This window comes from Salinisphaera sp. T5B8, assembly GCF_040361255.1.
Classification (GTDB): domain Bacteria; phylum Pseudomonadota; class Gammaproteobacteria; order Nevskiales; family Salinisphaeraceae; genus Salinisphaera.
Map to the genome: position 1 here is coordinate 79605 of NZ_APNG01000014.1, position 26164 is coordinate 105768.

Below are 26164 nucleotides of genomic sequence, written 5' to 3' on the forward strand. Positions count from 1 at the left end.
CGGCGCGGTTGACGCGTCCCGGTCGCGCATGCTTCAAAGGCTATGCTAGTGTGCAGCGCCCTGTACGCGAGTGCAGGCCTTAATCCTTTAAATATAGCGTGAATCGATGAGTCGCAATCTCGTCATCGTGGAATCGCCGGCCAAGGCCCGGACGATCGAAAAATATCTCGGCAAGGACTACGAGGTGCTTGCCTCGTACGGCCACGTGCGCGACCTCGTGCCCAAGGAAGGCGCAGTCGATACCGAGCACGACTTCGCGATGCGCTACGACATCATCGACCGCAATGCCAAGCAGGTCGACAAGATCGCCCGCTCGCTCAAGAAGTCGGACGCCCTGCTGCTGGCCACTGACCCCGACCGCGAAGGCGAGGCCATTGCCTGGCATCTGCTGGAGCTGCTGCGCGAACGCGGCCTGCTCGAAAACAAGGAAGTCGCCCGGGTGGTCTTTCACGAGATCACCAAGAAAGCCGTCGGTTCGGCCGTGGCCAACCCGCGCACCATCTCCGATGACCTGGTCAATGCGCAGCAGGCACGCCGCGCGCTCGACTATCTGGTGGGCTTCAATCTGTCGCCCCTGCTCTGGCGCAAGGTTCAGCGCGGACTATCGGCCGGGCGCGTACAGTCGCCGGCGCTACGCCTGATCTGCGAGCGCGATGCCGAGATCGAGGCGTTCATCCCCCAGGAATACTGGAAGATCGAAGCCCAGGTGGAAAAGGACGCCCAGCCGTTTTCCGCACGGCTGTCGCAGCTGGACGGCGAAAAGGTCGAACAGTTCACGGTCAACAACCAGGGCAGCGCCGACGCAGCCCTGGAAAAACTCACCAGCGCCGCCCAGGGCCAGCTGCGGGTGGTCAAGGTCGACCGCAAACAGCGCAAGCGCAACCCGGCGCCGCCGTTCACGACCTCCACGCTGCAACAGGAAGCCGCACGCAAGCTCGGCTTTACCGCCAAGCGCACCATGCGTACGGCCCAGAGCCTGTATGAAGGCGTGTCGATCGATGGCGCCGAGGCCACCGGTCTGATCACCTATATGCGGACCGACTCGGTCAGCCTGGCCGCGGACGCGGTCAACGAACTGCGCGCGATGATCGGCAAGCGCTACGGCGACAAGAACCTGCCGGACGCCCCGCGCACCTTCAAGACCAAGTCGAAGAACGCCCAGGAAGCGCATGAGGCCATCCGGCCGACCGAAAGCGCGCGGATTCCGGACGAAATCAAGTCGAACCTGACCAGCGATCAGGCACGCCTCTATGAGCTGATCTGGCAGCGCACCGTCGCCAGCCAGATGATGCATGCCCTGTTCGATACCGTATCGGCCGATCTCGCAGCCGGCGACGACGCGAAGCACCTGTTCCGTGCCTCGGGCCGTACCCTGCGCGAGCCGGGCTTTCTGGCCGTCTACAAGGAAGGCAAGGACGACGACAAGGGCGATGACGACGCCGACAAGCGCCTGCCGCATCTGGAAGAGAACGAGCTGCTCAAGCTCGCCGAGATCATTCCCACCCAGCATTTCACCGAGCCGCCGCCGCGCTTTACCGAAGCCGCGCTCGTGAAAACGCTCGAGGAATACGATATCGGCCGGCCGTCGACCTATGCCTCGATCATCTCGACGCTGCAGGATCGCGAATACGTCGAAATGGACGGCAAGGCGTTCATGCCCACCCCGCTGGGCAAGATCGTCAACAAGTTCCTGACCGATCACTTCACCCGCTATGTGGACTACGAGTTCACCGCCAACCTCGAAGACCGGCTCGACGCCGTCTCGCGCGGCGAGGAACAGTGGCAGCCGCTGCTCAAGGAATTCTGGGATCGCTTCTCCGAACAGATCGAATCCAAGCAGGATCTGTCGCGCGAAGAAGTCGCCCAGGCCCGCGAGCTGGGTACCGATCCGAAAACCGGCAAGCCGGTGATCGTGCGCATCGGCCGTTTCGGCCCGTTCGTGCAGATCGGCTCCAAGGACGACGAGGAAAAACCCAAGTTCGCCGGCCTGCGCAAGGGCCAGGACATGGACAAGATCACCCTCGACGAGGCGCTGTATCTGTTCAACCTGCCCCGCGATCTGGGCGAAACGCCCGAAGGCGAGGAAATTCAGGTCAACATCGGCCGCTTCGGCCCCTATGTGCGCTTTGGCAAGAAGTTCGCGTCGATCAAGGAAGACGACCCGTACACCATCTCCAAGGAGCGCGCGCTCGAGGTCATCGCCGAGAAGAAGGAAGCCGACGCCAAGAAGCTGATCAAGCACTTCGAGGCCGAAGGCATCAAGGTTCAGCACGGCCCGTTCGGCCCCTACATCACCGACGGCAAGAAAAACGCCAGCGTGCCCAAGGGTCAGGAACCGGCCGATCTCACCCTTGAGCAGTGCCAGGAGATCATCGCCAAGGCCCCGGAGAAGAAAAAGCGCGGGCGCAAGGGCGCGGCAGCCAAAAAGGACAGCGCCAAATCGAGCGCGAAGTCGACCGCCAAGACTGGCAAGAGCACGGCCAAGGCCAAGAGCACCAGCAAGTCGGCGACGGCAAAAAAGACCACCGCCAAAGGCAGCACGGCCAAGAAAGCGCCGGCGAAGTCGAAACCCGGCTCCGGCGCCGACAAGCGTTAGGCCTGATTGCATACCCGGCTGACTGGACCGAGCGAACATGAGTAGTCACGCCAAGCCCAGGGGCGCGCAGGTGAGCGCGCATCGTTTGCGCCGCGCTGCGCGCATCCTGCATGCCGGCGGTGTGATCGCCCATGCCACCGAAGGCGTGTGGGGGCTGGCCTGCGATCCGCTGGACCCCGCCGCCGTGCTGCGTGTGCTGACGATCAAGGGCCGCGCGATCGAGCGCGGGCTCATCGTGATTGGCGCCGATAGCGCCCAGCTCGAAGCCTTTGTCGCCCCCGAGGCCGGCGACGCCTGGGCGCGTGCGACCGAAACCTGGCCGGCCGCCATTACCTGGCTGTTGCCTGCCGCCGACGACACCCCCTGGTGGCTGACCGGCGCCCACGACACCATCGCCCTGCGCCAAACCGCGCATGCCGATAGTGCGGCGCTGTGTCGCGCCTTCGGCGGTGCACTGGTCTCCACCAGCGCGAATGTGAGCACCCACCCGCCCGTGCGCAACGCATGGCAAGCCCGGGCACGGCTTGGCGAAGGCCCAGGTGGTGTCGACATGATCCTGGGTGGCCTACCCGATACGCCGGGACGCGCGAGCACCATTCGCGATGCCCGTACAGGCCAAACCCTGCGCGGTGGTTGATATGGGTAGCGCCGAGATCGATTCCGAGCGCGTAATCGCCTGGTTTCGCGAACTGCAGGATCATATCTGCCAGCGCCTGGCCGCTTTCGAGCCGGCGCTGGATTTCCAGATCGATGCCTGGCAGCGCCCGGCCGGCGGCGGGGGCGATACCCGCGTGCTCGCCGAGGGTGAAACCTTCGAGCGTGCCGGGGTGAATTTCTCGCGCGTGACCGGCGACAATCTCCCCGCCTCTGCATCGGCGCGGCGCCCGGAGCTGGCCGGGCGTTCGTTCATCGCCAGCGGCGTGTCGGTGGTGGTGCATCCGCGCAACCCCTATGCGCCCACCGCCCATGCCAACGTGCGCTTCTTCGTGGCCGAAAAAGAAGGCGAAGCGCCGGTCTGGTGGTTTGGCGGCGGCTTTGATCTGACCCCGTTCTACCCCTTCGAAGCCGATGCCATCGCCTGGCACGAGGCAGCCCGCGATGCCTGTGCACCGTTTGGCCAGGCGCTCTACCCGCGCTTCAAACAGTGGTGCGACGAGTATTTCTACCTGCCGCATCGCGACGAAACCCGCGGCGTCGGCGGGCTGTTCTTCGACGATTTCGACGAACTGGGCTTCGAAGACAGCTTTGCCTTCGTGCGCAGCGTTGGTCAGGCCTTTATCGATGCCTATGCGCCGATCGTCGAACGCCGGCGCGAACACGACTACGGATCGCGCGAACGCGATTTCCAGCTGTATCGGCGCGGGCGCTATGTCGAGTTCAACCTGGTCTACGATCGCGGCACGCTGTTCGGTCTGCAATCGCGCGGACGCACCGAATCCATTCTCATGTCGATGCCGCCACTGGCGTCGTGGCAATATGGGTACACGCCCATATCCGGCAGCGCCGAGGCCGCACTCTACGAGGGCTTTCTCAAGCCTCGGGACTGGCTCGGCGCCCTTTAGCCTGCCGCCCAACAAGATCTTGCTGTGATGCATATCACGTTGACCGAACTGCGCTATCTGATCGCGCTCGACAAGGAACGCCACTTCGGCCGCGCGGCCAAGCGCGCGTTCGTCAGCCAGCCGACGCTGTCCGTGGCAGTCAAGAAGCTCGAAGGCGAACTGGGCGTGACCGTATTCGAGCGCAATCGCGGCGAGGCCCGGGTCACCCCGATCGGGCGGCGCATCATCGAACAGGCCTATCGGATTCTGGGCGAGGTAAGCGCCCTGGAAAGCGTGGCCGAACAGGGCCGCGACGAGCTCAAGGGTGCATTCCGCCTGGGCGTGATCTATACCGTGGGGCCCTATCTTCTGCCGCACCTGATCCCGGCCCTGCGCGAAAGCACGCCCGACATGCCGCTGATCATCGAAGAGAATTTCACCGGCGCGCTCACCCAGCAGCTGCGCAACAACGAACTCGACGCAGTGATCGTGGCCATGCCCTACGACGTCGGCGGGTTTTCCACCTGGCCGCTCTACGACGAATCCTTCGTGGTGGTGATGCCACAGAACCATCGCTGGACCCAGCACGAAGAGATTGATGCCAACGAACTGGCCGAAGAAGATCTGCTGTTGCTCGGGCCCGGCCATTGTTTTCGCGATCACGTGCTCGCGCTGTGCGAAGACTGCCGCGATCGCGAGCGCGAACGCCAGCCGCATTCCGGCTCCAGCCTGGAAACGATCCGGCACATGGTTGCCAGCGGCCTGGGTGTGACCGTGCTACCGCGCTCCTCGATTCCGGGATTGTCGGAAGAATCGCGGCTACTCGAAACCCGGCCCTTTGCCGGCGAGCCGCCCATTCGGCGTATCGCCATCGCCTGGCGCAAGAGCTTTCCGCGTCCGCGCGCAATTACCGCGCTACGTGAGGCGGTCATGCAATGCGACCCCAGCGGCGTCACCCTGCTGCATGACGCCGTCGCCGCCAACGTCGACGAAGACAGCTTCGCCGAAACGTATTGACCGATAACGCCTGACACCGCTGTCGTTTTTCGTAGCCAGCATCGGCAGATGCGCTCGGCACGTATTCACGGCTGGCGCCATCGCTTGTGCCGACGTCGGTCGATAAAATACATCGGCCGGATCGGCGTGCGTTACACTCACGGCTGTGAATAGCCTCAATGCCCGGATCGCCATGCGCCTGTTTTTCATGGCCATACTGCTGCTCTGCGCGGGCACGAGTGTGGCTGCCGATGCATCCCAACGCGCGCTCTTTCGCGACGCGCTGACCGCCGCCCAGCAGGGTCGGCTCGACGCGCGTCCCGACTTGCGTTCGCGGTTGCAGACCTACCCGCTCTACAACTATCTGAGCGCGGCCGAACTGCGCTACCGCCTGGATACCGATGCCAACGCGGCACTCGACACGCAGATCGAGAAATTCATTGCCGCCCATCCCGATCTGCCCCCGGCCGAAAGCCTGCGCCGCAACTGGCTGCCGAGCCTGGCGCGTCGCGATCGCTGGTCGATGCTGCTGGCCAATACCCGCGACAGCGACGGCGGCACCGCCACCTGTCGTGCGGTCAATGCCCGTATCCAACTGGGTCAGAACCCGCGTAGCGAAGCGCTCGCTCTGTGGCGGGTCGGCCGCAGCCAGCCCGACGCCTGCGACCCGGTATTCGCCTGGCTGGACCGCCAGGGGCTGCTCGGCGCCAACGAAATTCGCGAACGCGCGCGTCTGGCGGTGCTGGCCGGTCAGTACGGCCTGGCCCGCTATCTGGCACGCCAACTGCCGGAAAACCAGCGCACGGCGATCGATCGCTGGCTCGATGTGGCCGAAACGCCGGCCAACCTCAACTATGCCTCGGCCGGGCTGGACGGCGATATCGCGGTTTATGCCTTCAAGCGCTATGCCCTGCGCGATCTCGACGGCGCGGCCGATCTGTTCTCACCGCTGGCCGAACGCCTGCAACTCGACGCGGCCCAGCGCCACGAGATGAAGCGCCAGCTCGCGCTGCTCTATGCCCAGTCCCAGCAGCCGCAGGCGCTGGTGTGGTTTGCGCGCATGGATCACGCGCGCATGCGCGACGACGAACACGCCCTCGGCTGGGAGATTCGGGCCGCGATCTACAACCAGCGCTGGCCGTTGGTGGTGGACGCGATCAACGACCTGCCGCCGGCCATCGGCAACGACGAGGAATGGCGTTACTGGCATGCACGCGCGCTCGATGCCATGGGCCGCAGCCAGCAGGCCCGCGCCTTGTACGCGCCGCTGGCCGCAGAGCGCAGCTACCACGGCTATCTGGCCGCCGATGCGCTCAATCAGGACTACAGCCTCAACGAGCGTCCGCTGGCGGTCGACCCCGCAGCGCGTGCACGCGTCGAGGCCAAACCCGCCTTGGCACGGGCTTACGAGCTGCGCGCGCTCGGCATGGACCACGCCGCAAACCTGGAATGGAACGCCGTGATCGATGGTCTGGATCAGGCGGCACTGGCGCAGGCGGCCCGTATTGCCCACGAATGGGGCTGGCATTCGCGCGCCATCATCACGCTGGTCAAGGCCGACTACTGGGACGACCTGGATATCCGCTATCCCACGCCTTATAGCGATGCAGTGCGCCAGTTCGCCGACGATAACGATCTCGACCCGGCCTATGTGTACGCCATCATGCGCACCGAGTCGCTGTTTCAGCCCGCGATCCGCTCCTCGGCGGGCGCGGTGGGGTTGATGCAGTTGTTGCCTGGCACCGCGCGCCTGGTGGCACGACGCATGGACGCCAGTACGCCGTCGAGCAGTGCACTGACGATTCCGGAAATCAATATCCAGCTCGGTGCCGGCTATCTGGCACAAATGCGCGAGCGCTGGGACGGCAATATCGCCATGGCGACCGCCAGCTACAACGCCGGACCGCAGCGTATTGCGCGCTGGCTACCCGACGACGATATGGACCCGACCATCTGGATTGCGAATATTCCGTATACCGAAACCCGCAATTACGTCCAGCGGGCGATGTCGCACATGACCGTCTTCCAGGCCCGCCTGAACGAGCATATCGTGCCGCTGGACAAGCGTATCGACGATATTCGCCCGGGCTACGGTGACCGCACCGCCCAGCGGTAGCGCCTGCGGTCTGCCATGCAACGGTATCTGGTCGGTGGCGCACTGCGCGATGAATGGCTCGGCCTGCCGGTCTCGGATCGCGACTGGGTGGTAGTCGGTGCGACCCCGGAAGAGATGGTCGCAGCCGGCTATCGACCGGTCGGCCGGGATTTCCCGGTCTTTCTCGACCCCGAAACCAAGGAAGAACATGCACTGGCGCGCACCGAACGCAAGCAAGGCCACGGCTATCATGGCTTCGTGTTCCATACCGGCGCCGATGTACGCCTGGAAGATGATCTCGTACGCCGCGATCTGACCATCAACGCCATCGCCCGAGGCGATGACGGCCAGGTGGTGGACCCCTGTGGCGGGCGTACCGATCTGCAGAACCGGGTATTGCGCCATGTCTCCCCGGCCTTCGTCGAGGACCCGGTGCGCCTGTTGCGCCTGGCGCGCTACTACGCGCGTTTTGCGCCGCTGGGCTTTCGCGTGGCCGACGAAACCATGGCGCTGTTGCGCGAGATGGTCCGGTCCGGCGAAGTCGACCATCTGGTGCCCGAGCGCGTATGGGCAGAAACCGAGCGCGCGCTCATGCACGACGAGCCGCAGCTGTTCTTTTATCTGTTGCGCGAATGCGGTGCGCTGGCGCGGCTGTTTCCGGAACTGGACAATCTGTTCGGCGTAATCCAGCCGATCCGTCATCATCCGGAAATCGACTCGGGCGTGCATACCCTGCTGGTACTCGGCCAGACCGCGGCCGCCAATGATCCGCTGGCCGCACGCTATGCCGCGCTGTGTCATGACTACGGCAAGGCGCGCACACCGGCGCATGTGCTGCCCGGCCATCGCGGCCACGAAGCCGCAGGCGTGCCCCTGGCCGAGGCCTGCAGCGAGCGCCTGGGCGTACCCAAGGCCGTGCGCGAAGCCGCGGCCCTGGTCACGCGCTGGCATACCCATGTGCATCGCATGCACGAACTGCGGCCTGCCACCATGCTCGAGCTATTCGAGCGTATCGATGCCTTTCGCCGGCCCGAACGCCTGGAAATCCTGATCGCGGTCTGTAGTGCCGATGTTCACGGACGGCTGGGTTTCGAACAACGCCAGTACGATCAGCCAGCCACCGCGCGCAGGGCGTTCGCGGCAGCCCAGGCCATCGATGCGAAACCACTCGCTGCGGCAGGCCTGCGCGGCGCCCAGATCGGCGAAGCACTCAAACGCGAACGCATCCGCGCCATCGCCACGGCGATCGGCCGGCATTGACCGGCCGGGCCAATTTCAACCACTAGCCGTTCCAGCCGAAAATGGCGAACAGCAAAAGACCCAGCAGTACGCGATAGACCACGAACGGCATCATGCCCACCGACTGCAACATGCGCAGGAAATAATGGATCGCGGCAAAGGCACTGATCCCGGCCAGCAACGCGGCCATGGCCATCGCACCCCAGGCATCGGCGGTGGGCGTTTGCAATAACAGCACGGTTTCGAAGGCGATCGCGGCCGTAGTGATCGGAATCGCCAGATAGAACGCCACCCGCGCAGCGGCCTGTCGATTGAGCCCGCAGGCACGCCCGCCCATGATGGTCATACCCGAACGTGACGCACCGGGAATGAGTGCGATTGCCTGGGCGAAACCGATCGCCAGATAGGCCCGCCAGCCGATCTGATCGGGTTCGCGTGCGCATGGCGCGCGCCAGTCCACCCAGCCCAGGGCAATACCGAACACGATACTCGTGGTGGCAATCACACCCGGCACGCGCAGCATGGATTCGCCGACGAGGCCGAGCACGAGCCCGCACACGATCGCCGGTAACGTGGCCAGCACAAGCCCCCAGGCCATGGCGACTTCGCCATCGCGTCGACCGCTGCGCATCGACTCGACCCAGGCATGGGCAAGCTGAACCACATCCTGACGAAAATAGGCAACGACCGCGACCAGTGTGCCCAGATGCATCGCCAGATCGAAACCCAGCCCCTGATCCGGCCAACCGAGAAAATGCGGCACCAGAATGAGATGCGCCGAGCTCGAGATCGGCAGAAATTCGGTAATGCCTTGCACGATCGCAAGCACCACCATCTGATACCACTCCATAAAAGCCCGCCTGGAAAGAATGAAATGCGTTGCGGCGTATGCCCCGCTATCGGCCGCAAACCGCGGGCACTATAGCGCGGCTGCCGGTAACCATTCGTTACGGTTTCGTGGCCCTGGCATTGCTACGGCAGCAACGGCGCGCTGTCCTGCAGGCTGACCGGCTCGAGCCGATGGGCCTGCGTGGCCATTGTGGCCCACAGATCGGCATACCGCATACCACAAACCGGATGACGCGCTTCGGGCATCAACTCGGCAAGCGGGCCGAGTACGAATGGCTGTTCGACGATATCCGGGCGTGGCAACACCGGCGCGTATTCATGCACCGTATCGCCAAAAAGCAGCAGGTCGATATCGATACACGGCGGTATCTCCGCCTGACTGCGATCGCGCCCACAGGCGGCCTCGATATCGCGCAGTTCGATGCACAGCTGGTCCAGCGGCGCCGCGGTATCGAACGCGGCCACCAGATTGTGGAAATCCGCGCCCTGCACGCCCACCGGTGGGCAACGATAGATCGACGAGGTATCGAGCGCGCCGAAGCTTTGTTCGAGCACGTCCAGTGCGAGTGCGATATGGGCGTGCGGCGAGCGATTGCTGCCGATGCCCACCACCGCCCGGGTCATACCTCGCGCGACCGCGTGATCCGCACCCCGACATTGGCGGCCTTGGCCAGCGCACCCGGCTTGCTGACGCGGACACTGACCTGTTCCACATCGAAATTCGCGATCAGAAGCCGCGCGGTTTCTTCGGCCAGCGTCTCGACCAGCTGATAGCGGCTGGCGGCCGCGAAGGCCTGTACACGCTCCGCCACGGCCTGATAGTCCAGCGTCTGCTCGAAATCGTCGTCCGCAGCGGCGTCGCGCACAGTAAAACCGATATCAAGATCGATAAGCAGCCGCTGCGTGGTTTCGCGCTCCCAGTCGTAGACGCCGATCACGGCATCCACCGCGAGCTGTTCGATGAAGATCGTGTCCAAACCGCCTCCTGGCCCCTGCTTCACGACGGCGAAAGTGCGTCGATCTGAAAACTACGATACACAATACTATCACTCGCCAAACGAATGGCCGGCCCCGCAAGACGCGCGCGTCGCCCTGTCGACGCGCTATACGTTCAACGCGGCGGGCGGCTGCAGGCTATCCAGCGGCCAGCGCGCCCGTGCCTCGGCCGGGGCGATGCCGGGCCGCATCTGCTCGGCGCGCAAACTGCCCACCAGGGCAATCATCGCCGCGTTATCCGTACAAAATTGTGACTGCGGAAAATACAGCGCGAACCCGTCGCGCGCGCCGCGTGCTTGCAGGGCCGCGCGCAGACGTCGATTCGCACCCACCCCGCCGGCCACGACCAGACGCGAGCGCCCGGTCTGCTTGAGCGCGCGGGCACATTTGGCCACCAGCGTATCGACCACCGCCTGCTCGAAGCTGGCCGCGATATCCGCGCGCGCCTGATGCGTATCCGGCGCGGCCTTGACCGCAAGCATTACTGCCGTCTTGAGCCCCGAGAACGAAAAATCCAGCCCTGCCCGCTTGAGCATCGGGCGCGGGAAAGCGTGCGCATCGCGGCGGCCCTCGGCAGCCAGCGCCGCCAGCGCCGGACCACCGGGATAGCCCAGCCCCAGCATCTTGGCGCATTTATCGAAGGCCTCACCCACGGCATCGTCCAGACTTTCGCCCAGTACGCGATAGTGGCCGACACCCTCGACCTGTACCAGTAACGTATGTCCGCCGGATACCAACAAGGCCACGAACGGAAACGCCGGCGCCTCGTCTTCGAGCAGCGGCGATAAAAGATGGCCTTCCATATGGTGTACGCCCAGTACGGGCAGATTCCGGCTCATACCCAGCCCGGCGGCAATCGATGCGCCCACCAGCAGCGCCCCCACCAGCCCCGGCCCGCGCGTATAGGCGATGCCGGTGAGTTCGGGCGCGCCGGCCTCGGCGATGACCTGTTCGATCAACGGCATGAGCTTGCGGATATGATCGCGCGAGGCCAGCTCCGGCACCACACCGCCATAGTCGGCGTGTAACGCGACCTGACTGTGCAGCGCATGGGCCAGCAGCCCGCGTTCGCTGTCGTAGATGGCCGCTGCGCTTTCGTCGCAGGAGCTTTCGATACCGAGGATGACGTTTTTTCTTTGCAAAGCGCGCGCGCAGCGATTAGAATCCATCGCCTTATTCTAGCCGCCGGGCTCAAGACATGCCCACGGCTGGGTCAACAAACCGCAGATTCTTCCGGAGAGTGATTGCTCAATGCCTAGCGTACGCGTCAAAGAAAACGAACCGTTCGAAGTCGCCCTGCGTCGCTTCAAACGCAGCTGCGAGAAAGCGGGCGTTGTCACTGAAGTACGCCGTCGCGAGTTTTTTGAAAAGCCCTGCCAGACCCGCAAGCGCAAGCGCGCTGCCGCGGTCAAGCGTCACGCCAAAAAGCTCCAGCGCGAGCAGCAGCGTTTCACGCGCCAGTACTGATATCACGGCTTTCAAGACCGACGTATCAAACAGCGGCCACAGCGCCGCTGTTTTTCGTTGCAAAGACGCTATTTCGACAGGAGAACGTGCTTGAGCCTCAAAGCCCTGCTACAGGACGACATGAAATCCGCCATGCGCACGCGCGACAAGGAACGTCTTGCCGTAATTCGCATGCTCATGGCCGCGGTCAAACAGCGCGAAGTCGACGAGCGTGAAGAACTCTCGGATGCCGACGTGCTGGCGGTCATAGAGAAGATGCTCAAACAACGCCGCGATGCCGAACAGCAGTATCGCGAGGCCAACCGACCGGAACTCGCCGATGCCGAGGCCGCCGAGATCGCGGTGCTCGAAAATTACCTGCCCGCCCAGCTGTCCGAGGCCGAAATCGATCAAGCCATCGATAACGCCATCGCCGAAAGCCAGGCGCAGTCGATGCGCGACATGGGCAAGGTCATGGGCGTACTCAAGCCGCGCCTGCAAGGCCAGGCCGATATGGCCGTGGTCAGCCAACGGCTCAAGACCCGGCTGCAACAGTAGTAACGTCGCCCTAAGCGCTGGCGCGACAACACCGCGCGCCAGCGCAGATCGCTCGTGTCGGTCGTGCTTTGGCGATCGGCGCTCGCCCCCGCCCGGCTGAAAGCGCAGGGGTGAATCCTTGTTCCGCGCAGTCGTTCTCGATCGCGGTATCGCACGGTGTTGACGATCAGCCGCGTCGACCGGCTGTCTTGTTACTCGATGGTTCGTGGCCACGTTTTGCCTGGCAGGTATCATCATCGAGGTCAGTGGAGGTCTTGGCTGCCATGGCGCGCATCCCACAGGATTTCATCGATCAGTTGCTGGCGCGCACGGATATCGTGGCGCTGATCGACGCGCGTGTGCCGCTCAAGAAATCCGGCGCGGAATTCGCGGCCTGCTGCCCGTTTCACGACGAAAAAACGCCGTCTTTCACCGTCTCGCCGAACAAGCAGTTCTATCACTGCTTCGGCTGCGGCGCCCACGGCACGGCGATCAGTTTTCTCATGGAATACGATCGCCTCGAGTTCCGTGACGCGGTCGATGTCCTGGCACAGAACGCGGGCCTGGAAATTCCGCAGGAAGCCCAGGCCAGTGCACCTTCCGGGCCGCCGCGCGACCCGCTGTTCGATGCCATGGCCCGGGCCGATCGCTTCTATCAGAACCAGCTGCGCCGCAATCCGCAGGTGATCGACTATCTCAAGGGCCGCGGCGTGTCCGGTGCCATGGCCAAGCAATACGGGCTGGGGTTTGCGCCCGACAGCTGGGATGCGCTTACCCGCGAACTGCGCGACGCTGGCGCTGGCGAACAGGCCGGGCTGCTGATCGCGCGCGACAACGGCGGCTTTTTCGACCGCTTTCGCAACCGGCTGATGTTTCCGATCCGCGATACGCGCGGGCGCACGATCGCCTTCGGCGGCCGCACCCTGGGCGACGACAAGGCCAAGTACCTGAACTCGCCGGAAACGCCGCTGTTTCATAAGTCCGACCATATGTACGGACTGTTCGAAGCACGCCAGGCAATGCGCGATCTGCCGCGGCTACTGGTCGTGGAAGGCTATATGGATGTCATCGCCCTGGCCCAGCACGGCTTCGCCAACACGGTCGCCACGCTCGGTACCGCCACTACGGCATCGCATCTGACCACGCTGTTTCGGCATACAGAGGAAGTGGTTTTCTGTTTCGACGGGGACGCCGCCGGGGTGCGCGCAGCGCGCAAGGCACTCGATCAGAGTCTGCCGGTGATGCGCGGCACGCGCCGAGTCCGGTTTTTGTTCGTGCCCGAAGGCGAGGATCCGGATTCCATGGTGCGCGCTGCGGATGGCATTCAGCGCTTTCAGGCGGCTATCGAAGCCGCGCGACCTGCCTCCGCGGTGTTGATCGACGCGCTCACCGACGGTTTGTCGCTGGATTCGCCCGATGGACGCGCCACGCTCATCGAAAAGGCGCGCTCCTATGTCAACGCGCTGCCGCCAGACGCGTTTCGTGCCGAGCTGATCGGCGAACTCGCCGGGCTTGCGCGTTTGCCCGCCGACGATTTACGCACCTTGTATGCACGCACACCTTCAACGACAGGCACAACAGTCGATAAAGGCTCTAGACAAACGAAGACACGAGTGACGCCGGTCAGCCGCGCCTTGAGCCTTTTGTTTGCCGACAGCCGTCTCGCCGAGCGCGTGCCCGATACCCTTGCTCTGCGCGAAGCGGATACACCGGGGGCAACGATTCTCGCCGAGGCGATTGAGTTTTTCGCACAGACCCCAAACGTATCGGTATCGCAGTGGTTGGAACGCTACCGCGAACACCGGTTTTTCGACCGGCTACAGGAACTGGCAGCGACAACGCCGCCGGGCGATTCTGACAGCCGAGCGCAGGAGTTCGATGAAACGGTTGCACGACTGGGTTCGAATACCGCATCGCTGGCCTCATTGCGCCAGCGCTACGACGAACTCGTTGCCCAACAGAACCGCGGCCCGCTGGATGCAGCAGCCGCCCATGAGTTGCAGCAGATACATCAGCAGCTCAGACGTTATCGCCAACGCACCGGTTAGAACAATGCCGGCCACCGGTTTTGAAAGTCGCTGTCAACGCCTCGACTTGTTATCATGGCCGGTTATCGCAGCGTTCGCCACGCCCCACGAGCCCAACATACGCAGCAAAAACACATGAGCAAAGACAAGAAATCGCAGCTTCGTCTATTGATTGCCCACGGCAAGCAAAAAGGCTATCTGACCTATGCCGAGGTCAACGATACGCTGCCCGACGATATCGTCGATCCCGAACAGATCGAAGATATCGTCAACATGATCAGTGACATGGGCATCACGGTGCATGAGTCCGCACCGGAAGATGACAGCCTGCTGATGAACGAAAACACCGTCAACGAAGACGATGACGACGACGCCGAGGAAGCCGCGGCGACGTTGGCGGCACTGGACCCGCAGTTCGGTCGCACCACCGATCCGGTGCGCATGTACATGCGCGAAATGGGCACGGTCGAACTGCTCGACCGCCAGGGCGAAATCCGTATCGCCAAGCGTATCGAGGAAGGGCTGGCCGAGATGATGTTCTCGCTGGCCTATTTCCCGGCCACCACGGGCCGCCTGCTTGAGCTGTGGAGCCAGGTCGAAGCCGACGACAAGCGCCTGACCGACGTACTGGTGGGTTTTGTCGACCCCGACACCGGCGACCCGGTGGTCAACGAGGACGAATCCGCCGAGAACGACGACGACGACGAAGGCTCGGCGCCGGCCAACGATGGCCCGGACCCGGAAGAAGCCAAAGCCCAGTTCGAACAGCTCAAGCGTCTGCACGAAGCGGCGGTCGCTACGCTCGACAAGCACGGCCGCGAGCACGAGGCCACGGAAGAAGCGCTCAACGCGCTCGCCACGCATTTCATGCGTTTCAAGCTGGTGCCCAAGACCGCGGACGATCTGACCCTGCAGCTGCGTACGACCATGCTCGATATTCGCAGCATCGAACGCGAAATGCTGGCGATCTGCGTGACCGAGGCCGGCATGCCGCGGCGCGATTTCGTGCGTCAGCTGCCGGATAACCTGACCAGCGAAGTGTGGCTGGACAAGCTCATCCGCGCCAAGCGTCGTTATTCGTCGACCATCGCCGGCCGTCGTGAAGACCTCGTGCGTGCGCAAGGCCGGATTCGCGAGATCGAGGCCGAAAACGGGCTCAACGTCAATCACATCAAGGAAATCAACCGCAAGATGTCGATTGGCGAAGCCAAGGCCCGCCGCGCGAAAAAGGAAATGGTCGAGGCCAACCTGCGTCTGGTGATCTCGATTGCCAAGAAATACACCAACCGCGGCCTGCAGTTCCTGGACCTGATTCAGGAAGGCAACATCGGCCTGATGAAAGCCGTCGACAAGTTCGAATACCGTCGCGGCTACAAGTTCTCGACCTATGCAACGTGGTGGATTCGTCAGGCCATCACCCGCTCGATCGCCGATCAGGCGCGCACCATCCGTATTCCGGTGCACATGATCGAAACGATCAACAAACTCAACCGCATTTCCCGCCAGATGCTCCAGGAAATGGGCCGCGAGGCCACGCCGGAAGAACTGGCCGAGCGTATGGAGATGCCGGAAGAAAAGGTGCGCAAGGTCCTCAAGATCGCCAAGGAACCGATCTCCATGGAGACGCCCATCGGCGACGACGAGGATTCGCATCTGGGCGACTTCATCGAGGACGTCAACGCGGTCGCCCCGGACGATTCCGCCTCCGGCGAATCGCTGCGTGAAGCCACGCACAACACCCTGGCCAGCCTCACCCCGCGCGAGGCCAAGGTACTGCGCATGCGCTTCGGTATCGACATGAACACCGACCACACCCTCGAGGAAGTCGGCAAGCAGTTCGATGTCACCCGTGAGCGTATCCGTCAGATCGAAGCCAAGGCCCTGCGCAAGCTGCGCCATCCCTCGCGGGCCACGTTCCTGAAGAGCTTCCTGGACGAATAACGAGCCATCGTTCGGGCGCGCTGCCTGCCTCTGCACGGCGCGCCCGGCTTCGTCCGTACGGTATGCAAACCGCCTAGCGGGCCACACGCCGGGCAGGTCATCGGAACCGGGCACGCTGTCTAGCCGTGCCCTTGATGCCATCGAACGTATGGACAACGCATGGCTTTTATTCGGATCGCAAAGCCGGACGTCGCCTGTCGCCTGACCGTCGGCCTTGCGTTGTGGCTACTCGCCCTGCCCGTGAGCTGGTGCGCCACCCTGGATGTACGCGTAACCGACCCGCAAGACCGGCCGCTGTCCAACGCCGTGGTCACCGTAGACTGGCCGAATGCACCCGCGCCGGATCCGAATCCAAGCCCGGCGGTGATGCGTCAGCGCGATATGACGTTCGTTCCGCACGTGCTGGCGATTCCGGTGAACACCAGCGTGTTGTTCCCCAACCACGACAACACCCGCCATCACGTCTACTCGTTTTCCAACGCCAAGACGTTCGACATCAAACTGTATGTTGGCTTGCCCGAGCGGCCGATCCTGTTCGACAAGACCGGGGTCGTCACCTTGGGCTGCAATATTCATGATTCGATGCATGCATTCATCGTGGTCAGCGATGCGCCGCGCATGGCGGTGACCAACGCTGACGGACAGGTACGCTTTGCCGACGTGCCAGCCCGCGCACGTACGCTACGTATCTGGCATGAATGGCTCAATATCGGTGACGGGGGTGTAATTCGGCGACTTGCGGCCGATACCGACTCTATAACCGTCGATATCGAGATATCGCCACCGCCTGCGCCCCCGCCAAACGAATCCATGTCACTGCAACAGCGATTCGATCGGATTGCCCAATGACACTGCGTCCGCGCACGTTCCGAAATCAGCTGATGATCGCGCTGCTCGGTTTTGTGCTCCTGGCCGAACTGAGCGTGACGATCGCGATTTTGCATCGCACCTACAACCAGCGCGTGCATCAAGCCCACGATACGTTGGCGGTGGCCAACCGCGTGCTCGAGCGTGTGCTCGATCTGCGCGCCGAACAGCTGTTGGCCACAGTCAGCATTCTTGCCTCGGATTACGGTTTCAAATCGGCGACCGCCACCCAGGACGAACCCACCCAGCGCACCGTACTGCGCAATTTCGGCAGCCGTGCGCATGCCGATCTGGCCACCCTGGCCACGCCCGCCGGCGAGCTGGTCACGCGCGTGCCACGGACCCAGCCCGACACCAGTAACGAGCCGTTTCGCAGTGTGCTCGACCGCGCGCGCCGGCTGGGCAGTGCCAGCGGCCTGGTCATGGTGGACGAGCGCCCCTACCAATATGTCATCGCGCCCGTGAACGCACCGCGGCTGATCGCCTGGGTCGGCATGGGGTTTCTGGTGGACGCCGAAATCGCCCGTAATGTGGCGAGCGTAACCGGCGTAAATGTCGATTTCATCGTACGCGAAGGCGAACACGAGCTGTTTTCGACCGGCCCGCAGAACCAGGACGGCGATGTCGCCGTCGACGCCAGCGACGCCTTCTTGAGCGAGCGACATACGCTATTCGATGCCGATGGCCGTCAGCTCGATGTGGCCCTGTCGCTGTCGCGCCAGACCGTACTTTCGCCCTACTACGACCTGGCCAGCAGTCTCACACTCGTGTTTCTGATTACGATCGGGTTCAGTGTAGTGGTGGCCATCGCGCTGGCGCGCCGGCTGAGCCAGCCCGTGCGCGAACTCAGCGAATTCGCGGAATCCGTAGCGGCCGGTCACTACCACGAGACGCCGGGCGCCCAGGGCATCGGCGAATTCGACATCCTGAGCGATGCACTCAATGACATGCAGATCGCGGTGCGCCAGCGTGAAAATCGTATCCGTCACCAGGCCACGCACGACGGGCTGACCGGGCTGCTCAACCGCAACGCCGTTCGCGATGTGCTCTATCAGCAGATGAACGACGGCGACCGGGTGACGTTGATCCGTATCGCCGTGCACGGGTTTTCACGTATCAATAGCGCGCTGGGCTACAAGCTCGGCGACGAAGTGCTTAAAACGGTCGCAGGCCGCTTCAAGAATGCCTGCACCATGGCACATACGCTCGGGCGTATCGAAGGCAACGATTTTCTCGCGCTCATCGACTGCGACGCCGACGATGAGGAGCTTCACGGGCTCATCGAGCATATCCGGGCCAAGGTCGAACAGCCGCTGTATCTCCAGCATACGTCGATCCAGCTGCTGCTCGACGTCGGCGTCGTGCGTATTCCCGAACACGCCGACGATATCGAATCCGCCTGGCGGCGTACGGTTATCGCACGCGATGCATCGCGCCAGCGCCGTTGTGCGACATTTTTTTACCAGCCCGGCATGGACGAAGCGCACCAGCGCGAACTCGCGATCATTCAGGGTATCGCCCCCGGTATCAAGAACGGCGAAATGTCGCTGGTCTACCAACCCAAGATGGCGCTCGCCAACGCCGAAATCGTACAGGCGGAAGCACTGGCACGCTGGAACCATCCAACGCTCGGGTCGATCGCACCCGACGAATTCATTCGCCTGGCCGAGCGCTCCGGCCAGATCCGGCTTGTCACCGAATGGGTGGTTCAGCAGGTCTGCCGTGATCTGGCCTACTGGCAGTCGAAAGGCCTGCATCTGGGTGTGGCCATCAACCTGTCGGCCGACGAGATCGCCCAGAGCGAACTGGAAAGCACCCTGACCCCGTTGCTGGAACAATGCCTCGGCAACGAACGCATCACCCTGGAAGTCACTGAAAGCGCGCTGCTGCGTGAACCCCAGACGGCGCTGCAGAACCTACGCGCGCTGCAAAGCCGTGGCGCGCGTATCTCGGTCGACGATTTCGGCACCGGTTACTCGTCGCTGGCCCAGCTCAAGCGTCTCGCCCCCGACGAACTCAAGATCGACAAATCCTTCGTGCTCGGGCTCGCCGAGACGCCGGCCGATCAGTTCATCGTCGACCTCATCATCGATCTCGGCCACAAGCTCGGCCTGGAGGTGGTCGCGGAAGGCATCGAAAACGCGGCCTCCTGGCGTTATCTGCTGCACCGCGGTGCCGATCTCATTCAAGGCTATTTCCTGTCGCGGCCGATGACCGCCGAAGCCATGGTGGGCTGGCTCGAAGATCACGATGCCGATCGCTCGCGCTGGCGCGCACAAACCGATACCCGACAAACGCAGCAATGAAACCGCAATCCCGGCGCTACCGATACGGCACCGCCTGGGCCGGCCTGTTGTTGCTGACCAGCACCCTGTTGGCCGAAGCTGCGGGCAGCCGTCTATGGGGCAGCGGCGGTGTCACCAACGTCAACGGCGCCGCCGGCGGCGGCATCACCACCTGGGCGGTGCTCAACGGCTATGCCAGCACAGACGAAGCCAGCGTCAACCTCGCCACCGCCACCGCCCGCGTCGACGATTTTGACCTGCAAACGGTGAGCGTCGGTTTCAATTGGGCCAATCGCCTAGCGGTGACCGTTGCCTACAACCGACTCAAGGTCAAACCGCTGGCCGCGGATATCCGCCAGCAAACCCTCGGCCTCAAACTACGGCTGGCCGGCGAAGCACTCTACGACCGTTTCGGCCAGTACAGCATCGGGCTGCAATACACGCACAACGCCGATTTCGGCATACCGGCGCTGCTGGGCGCGCGCGACAATCACGGCGTGGATGTCTATTTCGCGGCCAGCAAGGTATTTCTTGCCGCCATCGCCGATCGCAACGTCATCGTCAACGCTACCGCGCGTGCGACCCGGGCCAATCAACTCGGCCTGCTCGGCTTCGGCAGCGCCCACGACAACCGGTATGAACTGGTCGGCGAATTCGGCGTCGGCCTGTTTCTGGATCGCCGTTGGCTTGTGGGCGCCGAATATCGCCAGAAACCGGACAAGCTCGATACGGTCGCCGAAGACGACTGGAAAACGCTGTATCTGGTCTATGTACCGACACGAGAACTCGCGCTGACGCTGGCCTATGTCGATCTCGGGCAGGTCGCCGGATTCGACAACCAGAACGGCTATTTCCTGTCGCTACAGACCGGCTTCTAGCATGTCCGTGCGCTACCGACTCATGCCGGTTTTCCTACCGCTTGTCATCCTGCTGGGCGCCTGCCTGAGCGGTTGCCAGGCCCGCCCGGCGCCCGACCGCAGCCTGTATGTCGCCCTTGGCGAACGCGACGGCATCGCCGAACTCACTGAAACGCTGTTGCTGACCATCGCCGCCGATCGGCGCATTGCCGGCGATTTCCGGCGCGTGGATATCCAGCGGCTGCATCGTATGCTCACCGACTATATTTGTGCCGTGGCCGACGGGCCCTGCCAATACACCGGCGACAGCATGCGCGATGTCCATCGCGGCCAGCAGATCAGCAGTGCCGACTTCAACGCGCTGGTGGAGGATCTCGTACTTTCGATGGAAGAACGCGGGTTATCCACCGCCACTCAGAATCGCCTACTGGCTCGGCTTGCCCCCGATCGGCGCGAGATCGTCGACATTGCGCCCCCACCCACACCCGAACTTCGCCAACTCATCCTTGGCGACCTACCGCTATACCGATATAGTGCTCCCCGCAATGTACGGGGCCTGTAGCTCAGTTGGTTAGAGCAGGGGACTCATAATCCCTTGGTCGCAGGTTCGAGTCCTGCCGGGCCCACCATTTAACTCAAGCAATTACGTCGAACTTAAATATAAAGTTCTGACCTAAGTAGACGCCAAGTAGACACTGTATAAAGCAAACGCTCTAATTGTGGTCGCTAGCGTTCTCAACTAAGATTGACTACCAAGCTTATCGTTACAGCGTAGTTGCAGAGGCAATACCATGACATTAGCTAAACGCGAGTCGAACGTCGATATCGCTAGGCGTATCGAGCGCAACGCCCGCAGCCTTAATGAGCTAGATCTCAAAGTAGACGAAACTGAAAAGAGAACCAGCAGGGATTTGGTTAATTTTCTTCTCCATTCTGTTATAGGCCAAACTCAGCCTAAACGGAATTTGGGAGAAGATGCCAGCGCTGTTCGTAAAGCGACAAGGCTCATACTCGAGGCTTCTGACGACGGCACGCTTTCAAAAGACGAAGCTGATGCAGTCATACAATTCATAGCCGAAGGTTTCGCGCAGAGAAGGATTGACAACGTTTTTGATAGGCTTTCGTCGTTCGATAACCCTCATTGGTTTATAGCTACATCGAAATCCTCATATGAGCGATGAAGACGAAAAAGAAAATACGCGGACCCAAGGATCCGCAGATAGCGCCAAAAACGGTTCGGCAGAAGCGGACGATCGAAATGATGGTGCTAGCCAATCGAAGATAAGTTCGCCAGGCGAGCTTGAGTCAGCTATAGAGAAGCTGAAGCGGGATAAGCCCGAACAAGTTACTGAGATAATGGCGATGATGGGGCAAGGCCCTATGCCAAATCCGATTCATCAGAAGATGAACGAGAGCCATGTGACTCAGGTGCTTGATCTCGCGGCGAATCATGACGAACGCGAATACAACCTTCATAAACAGCGCGAAGGCAATAAGCAATCCGATGCAACATCAAATCGGCGCTATGGATTCGCTGCGCTCTTGGTCGGCGTTGTGTTATTTGCTTATATTCTTTTCCTGTTCAAAAATCAACCGGACATTCTAGTTCCAATCATAACTGGCTTAGGCGGTGTCCTCGGCGGCTTCCTAGGCGGATGGGGTATTGGTCGTCGACATGAGTAACGGTCAGTACAGTTATTGACAGTCGAGTCCTGCCGGGCCCACAGTTGCCTTCGATGCGCTGACCGTGGGTGACTATCGCCGCAGACGGCGCACACTCGCCCCCCCCCCCCCCCCTTGGCGATTTATCCGCCACGGGGCCGCGCGACTTGAGCGCAGGTCAGCCATCCAGCGCCGTTTTCAGTTCATCGACCCAACAGTCGGCCTCGGCTTGCGATGCGATGTTGGTGAAGCCGAGCAATAGGCCACAGGCACAGCTGGGGCCATCGAACCAGGCAGACAGGGCCTGCAGCGCCAAACCGTGACGGCGTGCGCGGTCGGCCATGTCGATATCGCTGCGGTGGCCTTTGGGCCGCGCAAGCAGATGCATGCCGCCGGCCTGGGGTTCGACATGCAGGCGATCGCTCAGCCGGGTTGCGAGCGCTTGTATGAGATAGCCTCTGCGCTGCGCGTACAGGCTGCGCATACGCTTGAGATGACGCGCGAAATGCCCCTCGGCCATGAAATCGGCCAACGCGGCTTGTGGCAATTGCGGACACCCGTGACCGGCATCATCGAGCGTGCGGCGAAAACGGGCGACTTGCGACGGCGGCACCACGAGATAGGCCAATCGTAGCCCGGGAAAGAGCACCTTGCTGAACGTACCGGCATAGAGCACCCGCCCATCGCGATCCAGGCTTTTCAGCGCCGGCAGCGGGCGGCCCTGATAACGATACTCACTGTCGTAGTCGTCCTCGATAATCCAGGCGTCGTTATCGTTGGCCCATGCCAGTAAGGCCAGTCGCCGGGCCAGCGCCAGCGATACGCCCGTTGGGCTCTGATGCGATGGCGTGACGACGGCGAAACGCGCCTGCGGGGCCTGGCGCCGGCCGGCCGTGACATCCAGACCGTCCTCATCCACCGCGACCGGCACCGGTATGACGCCGGCGGCGCGCAACGCATTGCGGGCTTTGAAATAACCGGGCTCCTCGAACCAGCCGTGGTCTCCCGAGCGCAGCACTGTACAGCAGATAATCCGCAGCGCCTCACAGTAGCCGCCAGTAATAATGATTTGATCGGGGCTGCAATCGATGCCGCGTGATACGCCCAGATAGGCGGCCAGCGCATGTCGCAAGGCGTAATGCCCCTGCGGATCGGGATAGGCAAGCGTGGCCGGCGTGCTGGCTTTGAGCTGCCGCGTCATCAGGCGTTGCCACAGCCGCGTCGGCACTGCGTCCAGCGCGGGCAGCCCGAGCTGAAAGGGGCTTGGCGAACGCTCAGCCACAGTCGATGCCTGGCCGGCCGGGGTCGATTCGTCCCAATGCGCGGGCGCGATCCGCGCCGCAATCAAGGCCGGCGAAACCACGGTGCCGGCCGCGCCGCGGGTCAACAAATAGCCCTCGCTAATCAACGTCTGATACGCCAGTTCGACGGTGCCACGCGACAGATTCAATGCGCTGGCCAGGCTACGGATGGAGGGCACACGATCGCCGGGTCGAAACCGACCGGCTGCAATCGCGTCTCGAAAGCGATGGTAGAGCTGTCGATGCAGCGGCGTGGCCAACGCGCGGTCGGTTTGCAGAGATGGATGCATACGGATGTCCCAGTCCGATTGGCGCATCTTGGCTCTGTTATCCAGGTCATGTCGAGCCTAATCTGCCTGCGCCAGTACAGGAGCCCGCCCGTGACCGAATTTCATATCGCCGAAGTCACCCGCGAACAGGATTGCCAGCGTTGCTTTGCCGTGATGCGTCAATTACGCCCGCATTTGACGAACGCGCCCGCCTTCGCCGCCCAAGTGCTACGCCAGATGGCGCATGACTATCGTCTGATCGCTGCCTGGCGCGAGGCGAACCCAGTCGGCCTGATCGGCTACCGATACCAGGAAAATCTGATGAACGGACGGTTCCTGTTCGTCGACGATCTCGTGGTATGCGCGAAGGCGCGCCGTAGCCATATCGGTGGGCATCTACTCGACGTTGTCCGCCGAGAGGCCCGCGCAGCCGGCTGCCGACAACTGGTGCTGGATACCGGCCTGGGCATGGCACTGGCACAGCGCTTTTATTTTCGCCAGGGCATGCTCACCCGCAGCATCGGTTTCTATCAGGATCTGGACAACCACGCATGGGCTGCACCCTGTTCGTTCACGCCAGCCCGCACGGCGCCGCAGCGCAGGGCTATCGACTCGCAACCGAAATAGGCGAGCGCATCGCACGTTACGAGCCCAGTGCCGTCCGGATCGAACGCGACCTCACCGCCCCTGCCTTGCCGCCGATCGATGCCGATTACGCGCAGGCGGTCACCGGCAATGCAAGCCACGACGATGCGCGTTTTCGCGTATCCGAGCAGTTGATTGGCGAGCTCGAGCGCAGCGATCGGCTGATAATCACCCTACCCATGCACAATTTCACCGTGCCCGCGGCCTTCAAGCTGTGGGTCGACTACGTGGTTCGGATCAATCGCAGCTTTGCCGCTACCGCCGAAGGTAAAGTCGGACTGCTGGCGGACCGGCCGACCACGATCCTCGTCAGTTCGGGCGGCGTTCATCGCGGTCAGGACGCATTTCAGCCGGATTTTCTATCGCCCTACCTGCGCCAGGTACTGGCCACCATCGGCATCACCGATATCGGCTTTCATTATCTGCAAGGCCTGACGGCCGGCCAATCGCGGCGCGTCACAGCGATCAATGCGGCTCGCGTACAGCTGCGCACAAACGGGCTACTGGACTAGCGCTCTGAACCTTTTCATTCCACACCCAGGAGTTTGACCATGACCACACCCCGCCTTCCATACAACGAGCTGTCACCCGGTGCCTATCAGGGTTTTCTACACAGCAAGAAAGCCCTGGAGAAAAGCCCGCTGGGTGCCGGTTTGATCGAGCTGATCAACTTACGCGTGTCGCAGATCAACGGCTGTGCCTACTGCACGCAACTGCACGCCGGTCTGCTACGCCAACGCGGCCTCGACGATGCCAAGATCGATAGCCTGGCCGGCTGGCGTGTAAGCGATCGATTCACCGAGCGCGAACGCGCCGCCCTCACCTGGGCCGAATCCCTGACCCACGTCGCCGAAACCGCCGCGCCCGATGCGGCCTACCAACCGCTGGCAACACACTTCGACGATACCGAGATCTCGGATCTGACGTTTGCCGTGGCGCTGATGAACGCGTTCAATCGGCTCGCCGTCGGCATGCGGATTTAAGCCGCTGACGAGCGCTGCTACAAAAGGCCGATTAATGTTTCGCTACGCGTGCCGTGAGCGCGTTTGTATGCCCGGTCGTGCGTGCCAAGGTGCTCGCAGCGCGCGTACGGGCCGGATAACGGCCAGACGAGCTCAGATGACGCTGCCAGTACTCGCGCGCGGGGTCACTGAACCACTCGCGCGGCGCGGTACTAAATACCCAGGCCAGATAATCGCGACCGGCCAGATCGACCAGTTCGCATACATCACGATAGGTGCCCGCACTCATCACCCGCGCAGCGATGCGCTCGGCCAGCTCGGTATCGCCGAGACGATCTGCCGGAAAATACTTCTGTGCCATTGCACCGAGAAAGGCGCATAACGCATCGGGGTGGTGTTCGATAGCCGTGATCATGTTCGTTGCCTCCACGAGGAACAGGTTTGCAGGTCGAACGCGCGGCTCATGGTCGCGGGGCGCGGCCGGTCGCTGCGTCGAGTGCCCGCTAGACTGCGCCGTCCAGGTGACAGGCAGGCGACAGATCGAAGATTATTTGAACAAGACAGCCTGGCGAAAAAACGCAGGCTCTCGCTTCGGATAATTAGCCCGTTTTTTCAACGCCTTGGCGCTAGACGCCGCCGCGGGTTCTTACTGCCGTCATCCTTGCGAAACGACGGCACATACACCCCGACCCACCCGGCAACGGGGATGATTCGTGGCCATGAGGGAAAGGTAAACAAGGCGCCAGTGCAGGACTTGCGATCCGGGCCTTGCCTTGGCGGGCAATTGCCTGGCCGCCGCTCAGCCGCCCTGCAACGCAGCATGCATTTCAGGCGCTTTTCGACAACGCGTTCGGCTGGCCGAAGTTGCGTTCGGTTTCGATCGCACCCTGCGCGTCTTCGATACGAACCACGCTGGGACGGTGACCGCTGGCCAGATCCATGGCTCGGGCGATGGCGTTGTCGCGGCAGCGATAGCCGCGAACGGCACGGTGCATCCCCACCTGCTCGACATACCAATATGCGCGATTGCGCAAAACCCGAAATACCTGCATA

Annotated in this window: 26 protein-coding genes and 1 tRNA gene; 20 read left to right on the forward strand and 7 right to left on the reverse strand. The window is 62.6% G+C overall.

All coding sequences use genetic code 11. From position 1 onward, the window contains the following. Positions 1-106 precede the first annotated feature (106 nt). The 6 genes from T5B8_RS13425 to T5B8_RS13450 all read left to right on the forward strand — a co-directional run bounded on the left by T5B8_RS13425 (position 107) and on the right by T5B8_RS13450 (position 8488). Positions 107-2596 carry a DNA topoisomerase I gene (locus T5B8_RS13425; RefSeq protein WP_353179510.1) on the forward strand — a complete coding sequence of 830 codons (2490 nt, stop codon included), beginning with the start codon at positions 107-109 and terminating at the stop codon, positions 2594-2596. 37 nt (positions 2597-2633) lie between these two features. Further along, entirely contained in the window at positions 2634-3233 is a 600-nt protein-coding gene (locus T5B8_RS13430) for an L-threonylcarbamoyladenylate synthase (protein WP_353179512.1), read from the forward strand. Between the two features lies 1 nt (position 3234). Next, positions 3235-4158, forward strand: a complete 924-nt coding sequence (hemF, locus tag T5B8_RS13435) for an oxygen-dependent coproporphyrinogen oxidase (protein ID WP_353179562.1) — start codon at positions 3235-3237, stop codon at positions 4156-4158. A gap of 33 nt (positions 4159-4191) precedes the next feature. After that, on the forward strand, positions 4192-5154 hold the full coding sequence (locus T5B8_RS13440; RefSeq protein WP_353179564.1) for a hydrogen peroxide-inducible genes activator: 963 nt from the start codon (positions 4192-4194) through the stop codon (positions 5152-5154). Between the two features lie 145 nt (positions 5155-5299). Further along, positions 5300-7249, forward strand: a complete 1950-nt coding sequence (locus T5B8_RS13445; RefSeq protein ID WP_353179514.1) for a transglycosylase SLT domain-containing protein — start codon at positions 5300-5302, stop codon at positions 7247-7249. Positions 7250-7264: 15 nt separating this feature from the next. Next, positions 7265-8488 (forward strand): multifunctional CCA addition/repair protein, encoded by a 1224-nt coding sequence (locus tag T5B8_RS13450; RefSeq protein ID WP_353179516.1) that lies wholly within the window; start codon positions 7265-7267, stop codon positions 8486-8488. 22 nt (positions 8489-8510) lie between these two features. Here T5B8_RS13450 and T5B8_RS13455 read toward each other — a convergent pair whose 3' ends face one another. From T5B8_RS13455 to tsaD, 4 genes are all read right to left on the reverse strand, one after another. Beyond that, positions 8511-9317, reverse strand: coding sequence for an undecaprenyl-diphosphate phosphatase (locus T5B8_RS13455; RefSeq protein ID WP_353179517.1), 807 nt, complete (start codon positions 9315-9317; stop codon positions 8511-8513). A 122-nt stretch (positions 9318-9439) separates the two neighbouring features. Continuing rightward, positions 9440-9940 (reverse strand): 2-amino-4-hydroxy-6-hydroxymethyldihydropteridine diphosphokinase, encoded by a 501-nt coding sequence (gene folK / locus T5B8_RS13460; protein ID WP_353179519.1) that lies wholly within the window; start codon positions 9938-9940, stop codon positions 9440-9442. Continuing rightward, entirely contained in the window at positions 9937-10293 is a 357-nt protein-coding gene (folB, locus tag T5B8_RS13465; protein WP_353179521.1) for a dihydroneopterin aldolase, read from the reverse strand. The genes folK and folB overlap by 4 nt, the downstream gene beginning before the upstream one ends. Positions 10294-10419: 126 nt before the next feature. Further along, on the reverse strand, positions 10420-11481 hold the full coding sequence (tsaD, locus tag T5B8_RS13470; RefSeq protein ID WP_353179522.1) for a tRNA (adenosine(37)-N6)-threonylcarbamoyltransferase complex transferase subunit TsaD: 1062 nt from the start codon (positions 11479-11481) through the stop codon (positions 10420-10422). A gap of 82 nt (positions 11482-11563) precedes the next feature. Here tsaD and rpsU point away from each other — a divergent pair, with 82 nt between their 5' ends. The 11 genes from rpsU (at position 11564) to T5B8_RS13525 (ending at position 21955) form a co-directional block, all read left to right on the forward strand. Beyond that, on the forward strand, positions 11564-11779 hold the full coding sequence (rpsU, locus tag T5B8_RS13475) for a 30S ribosomal protein S21 (RefSeq protein ID WP_006915178.1): 216 nt from the start codon (positions 11564-11566) through the stop codon (positions 11777-11779). A gap of 90 nt (positions 11780-11869) precedes the next feature. After that, positions 11870-12316 (forward strand): GatB/YqeY domain-containing protein, encoded by a 447-nt coding sequence (locus T5B8_RS13480; RefSeq protein WP_353179524.1) that lies wholly within the window; start codon positions 11870-11872, stop codon positions 12314-12316. Between the two features lie 263 nt (positions 12317-12579). Then, on the forward strand, positions 12580-14343 hold the full coding sequence (dnaG, locus tag T5B8_RS13485) for a DNA primase (RefSeq protein ID WP_353179525.1): 1764 nt from the start codon (positions 12580-12582) through the stop codon (positions 14341-14343). A gap of 54 nt (positions 14344-14397) precedes the next feature. Continuing rightward, entirely contained in the window at positions 14398-16263 is a 1866-nt protein-coding gene (rpoD, locus tag T5B8_RS13490; protein ID WP_353179526.1) for an RNA polymerase sigma factor RpoD, read from the forward strand. 159 nt (positions 16264-16422) lie between these two features. Beyond that, on the forward strand, positions 16423-17112 hold the full coding sequence (locus tag T5B8_RS13495) for a methylamine utilization protein (RefSeq protein ID WP_353179528.1): 690 nt from the start codon (positions 16423-16425) through the stop codon (positions 17110-17112). Continuing rightward, positions 17109-19436 carry a putative bifunctional diguanylate cyclase/phosphodiesterase gene (locus T5B8_RS13500; RefSeq protein ID WP_353179530.1) on the forward strand — a complete coding sequence of 776 codons (2328 nt, stop codon included), beginning with the start codon at positions 17109-17111 and terminating at the stop codon, positions 19434-19436. Before T5B8_RS13495 ends, T5B8_RS13500 begins: the two co-directional genes overlap by 4 nt. Beyond that, positions 19433-20293, forward strand: coding sequence for a DUF3034 family protein (locus T5B8_RS13505; protein WP_353179532.1), 861 nt, complete (start codon positions 19433-19435; stop codon positions 20291-20293). The genes T5B8_RS13500 and T5B8_RS13505 overlap by 4 nt, the downstream gene beginning before the upstream one ends. A gap of 1 nt (position 20294) precedes the next feature. Next, positions 20295-20834 (forward strand): group I truncated hemoglobin, encoded by a 540-nt coding sequence (locus tag T5B8_RS13510; RefSeq protein ID WP_353179534.1) that lies wholly within the window; start codon positions 20295-20297, stop codon positions 20832-20834. Then, positions 20825-20901 (forward strand) — tRNA-Ile (locus tag T5B8_RS13515). The genes T5B8_RS13510 and T5B8_RS13515 overlap by 10 nt, the downstream gene beginning before the upstream one ends. Positions 20902-21063: 162 nt before the next feature. Then, complete coding sequence (locus T5B8_RS13520; RefSeq protein ID WP_353179535.1) at positions 21064-21453, forward strand: hypothetical protein; 390 nt, start codon at positions 21064-21066, stop codon at positions 21451-21453. Beyond that, positions 21443-21955, forward strand: a complete 513-nt coding sequence (locus T5B8_RS13525; RefSeq protein ID WP_353179537.1) for a hypothetical protein — start codon at positions 21443-21445, stop codon at positions 21953-21955. The genes T5B8_RS13520 and T5B8_RS13525 overlap by 11 nt, the downstream gene beginning before the upstream one ends. Before the next feature lie 157 nt (positions 21956-22112). Here the strand turns inward: T5B8_RS13525 and pdxR are convergent, their stop codons facing one another. Continuing rightward, complete coding sequence (gene pdxR, locus T5B8_RS13530; protein WP_353179566.1) at positions 22113-23525, reverse strand: MocR-like pyridoxine biosynthesis transcription factor PdxR; 1413 nt, start codon at positions 23523-23525, stop codon at positions 22113-22115. Between the two features lie 90 nt (positions 23526-23615). Here pdxR and T5B8_RS13535 point away from each other — a divergent pair, with 90 nt between their 5' ends. From T5B8_RS13535 to T5B8_RS13545, 3 genes are read left to right on the forward strand one after another with little or no spacing between them, the layout of a single operon-like run. Next, on the forward strand, positions 23616-24131 hold the full coding sequence (locus tag T5B8_RS13535) for a GNAT family N-acetyltransferase (RefSeq protein WP_353179539.1): 516 nt from the start codon (positions 23616-23618) through the stop codon (positions 24129-24131). Beyond that, positions 24056-24661, forward strand: a complete 606-nt coding sequence (locus tag T5B8_RS13540; RefSeq protein ID WP_353179541.1) for an FMN-dependent NADH-azoreductase — start codon at positions 24056-24058, stop codon at positions 24659-24661. The genes T5B8_RS13535 and T5B8_RS13540 overlap by 76 nt, the downstream gene beginning before the upstream one ends. Before the next feature lie 39 nt (positions 24662-24700). Beyond that, positions 24701-25132 carry a carboxymuconolactone decarboxylase family protein gene (locus T5B8_RS13545; protein WP_353179542.1) on the forward strand — a complete coding sequence of 144 codons (432 nt, stop codon included), beginning with the start codon at positions 24701-24703 and terminating at the stop codon, positions 25130-25132. A 31-nt stretch (positions 25133-25163) separates the two neighbouring features. On the opposite strand, the gene T5B8_RS13550 is transcribed toward T5B8_RS13545, so the two are convergent. Both T5B8_RS13550 and T5B8_RS13555 read right to left on the reverse strand, forming a co-directional pair. Next, positions 25164-25526: a hypothetical protein gene (locus T5B8_RS13550; protein WP_353179544.1), complete on the reverse strand. Its 363-nt coding sequence runs from the start codon at positions 25524-25526 to the stop codon at positions 25164-25166. A gap of 412 nt (positions 25527-25938) precedes the next feature. Further along, positions 25939-26163, reverse strand: coding sequence for a DUF2188 domain-containing protein (locus tag T5B8_RS13555; RefSeq protein WP_353179546.1), 225 nt, complete (start codon positions 26161-26163; stop codon positions 25939-25941). Between the last annotated feature and the right edge of the window lies 1 nt (position 26164).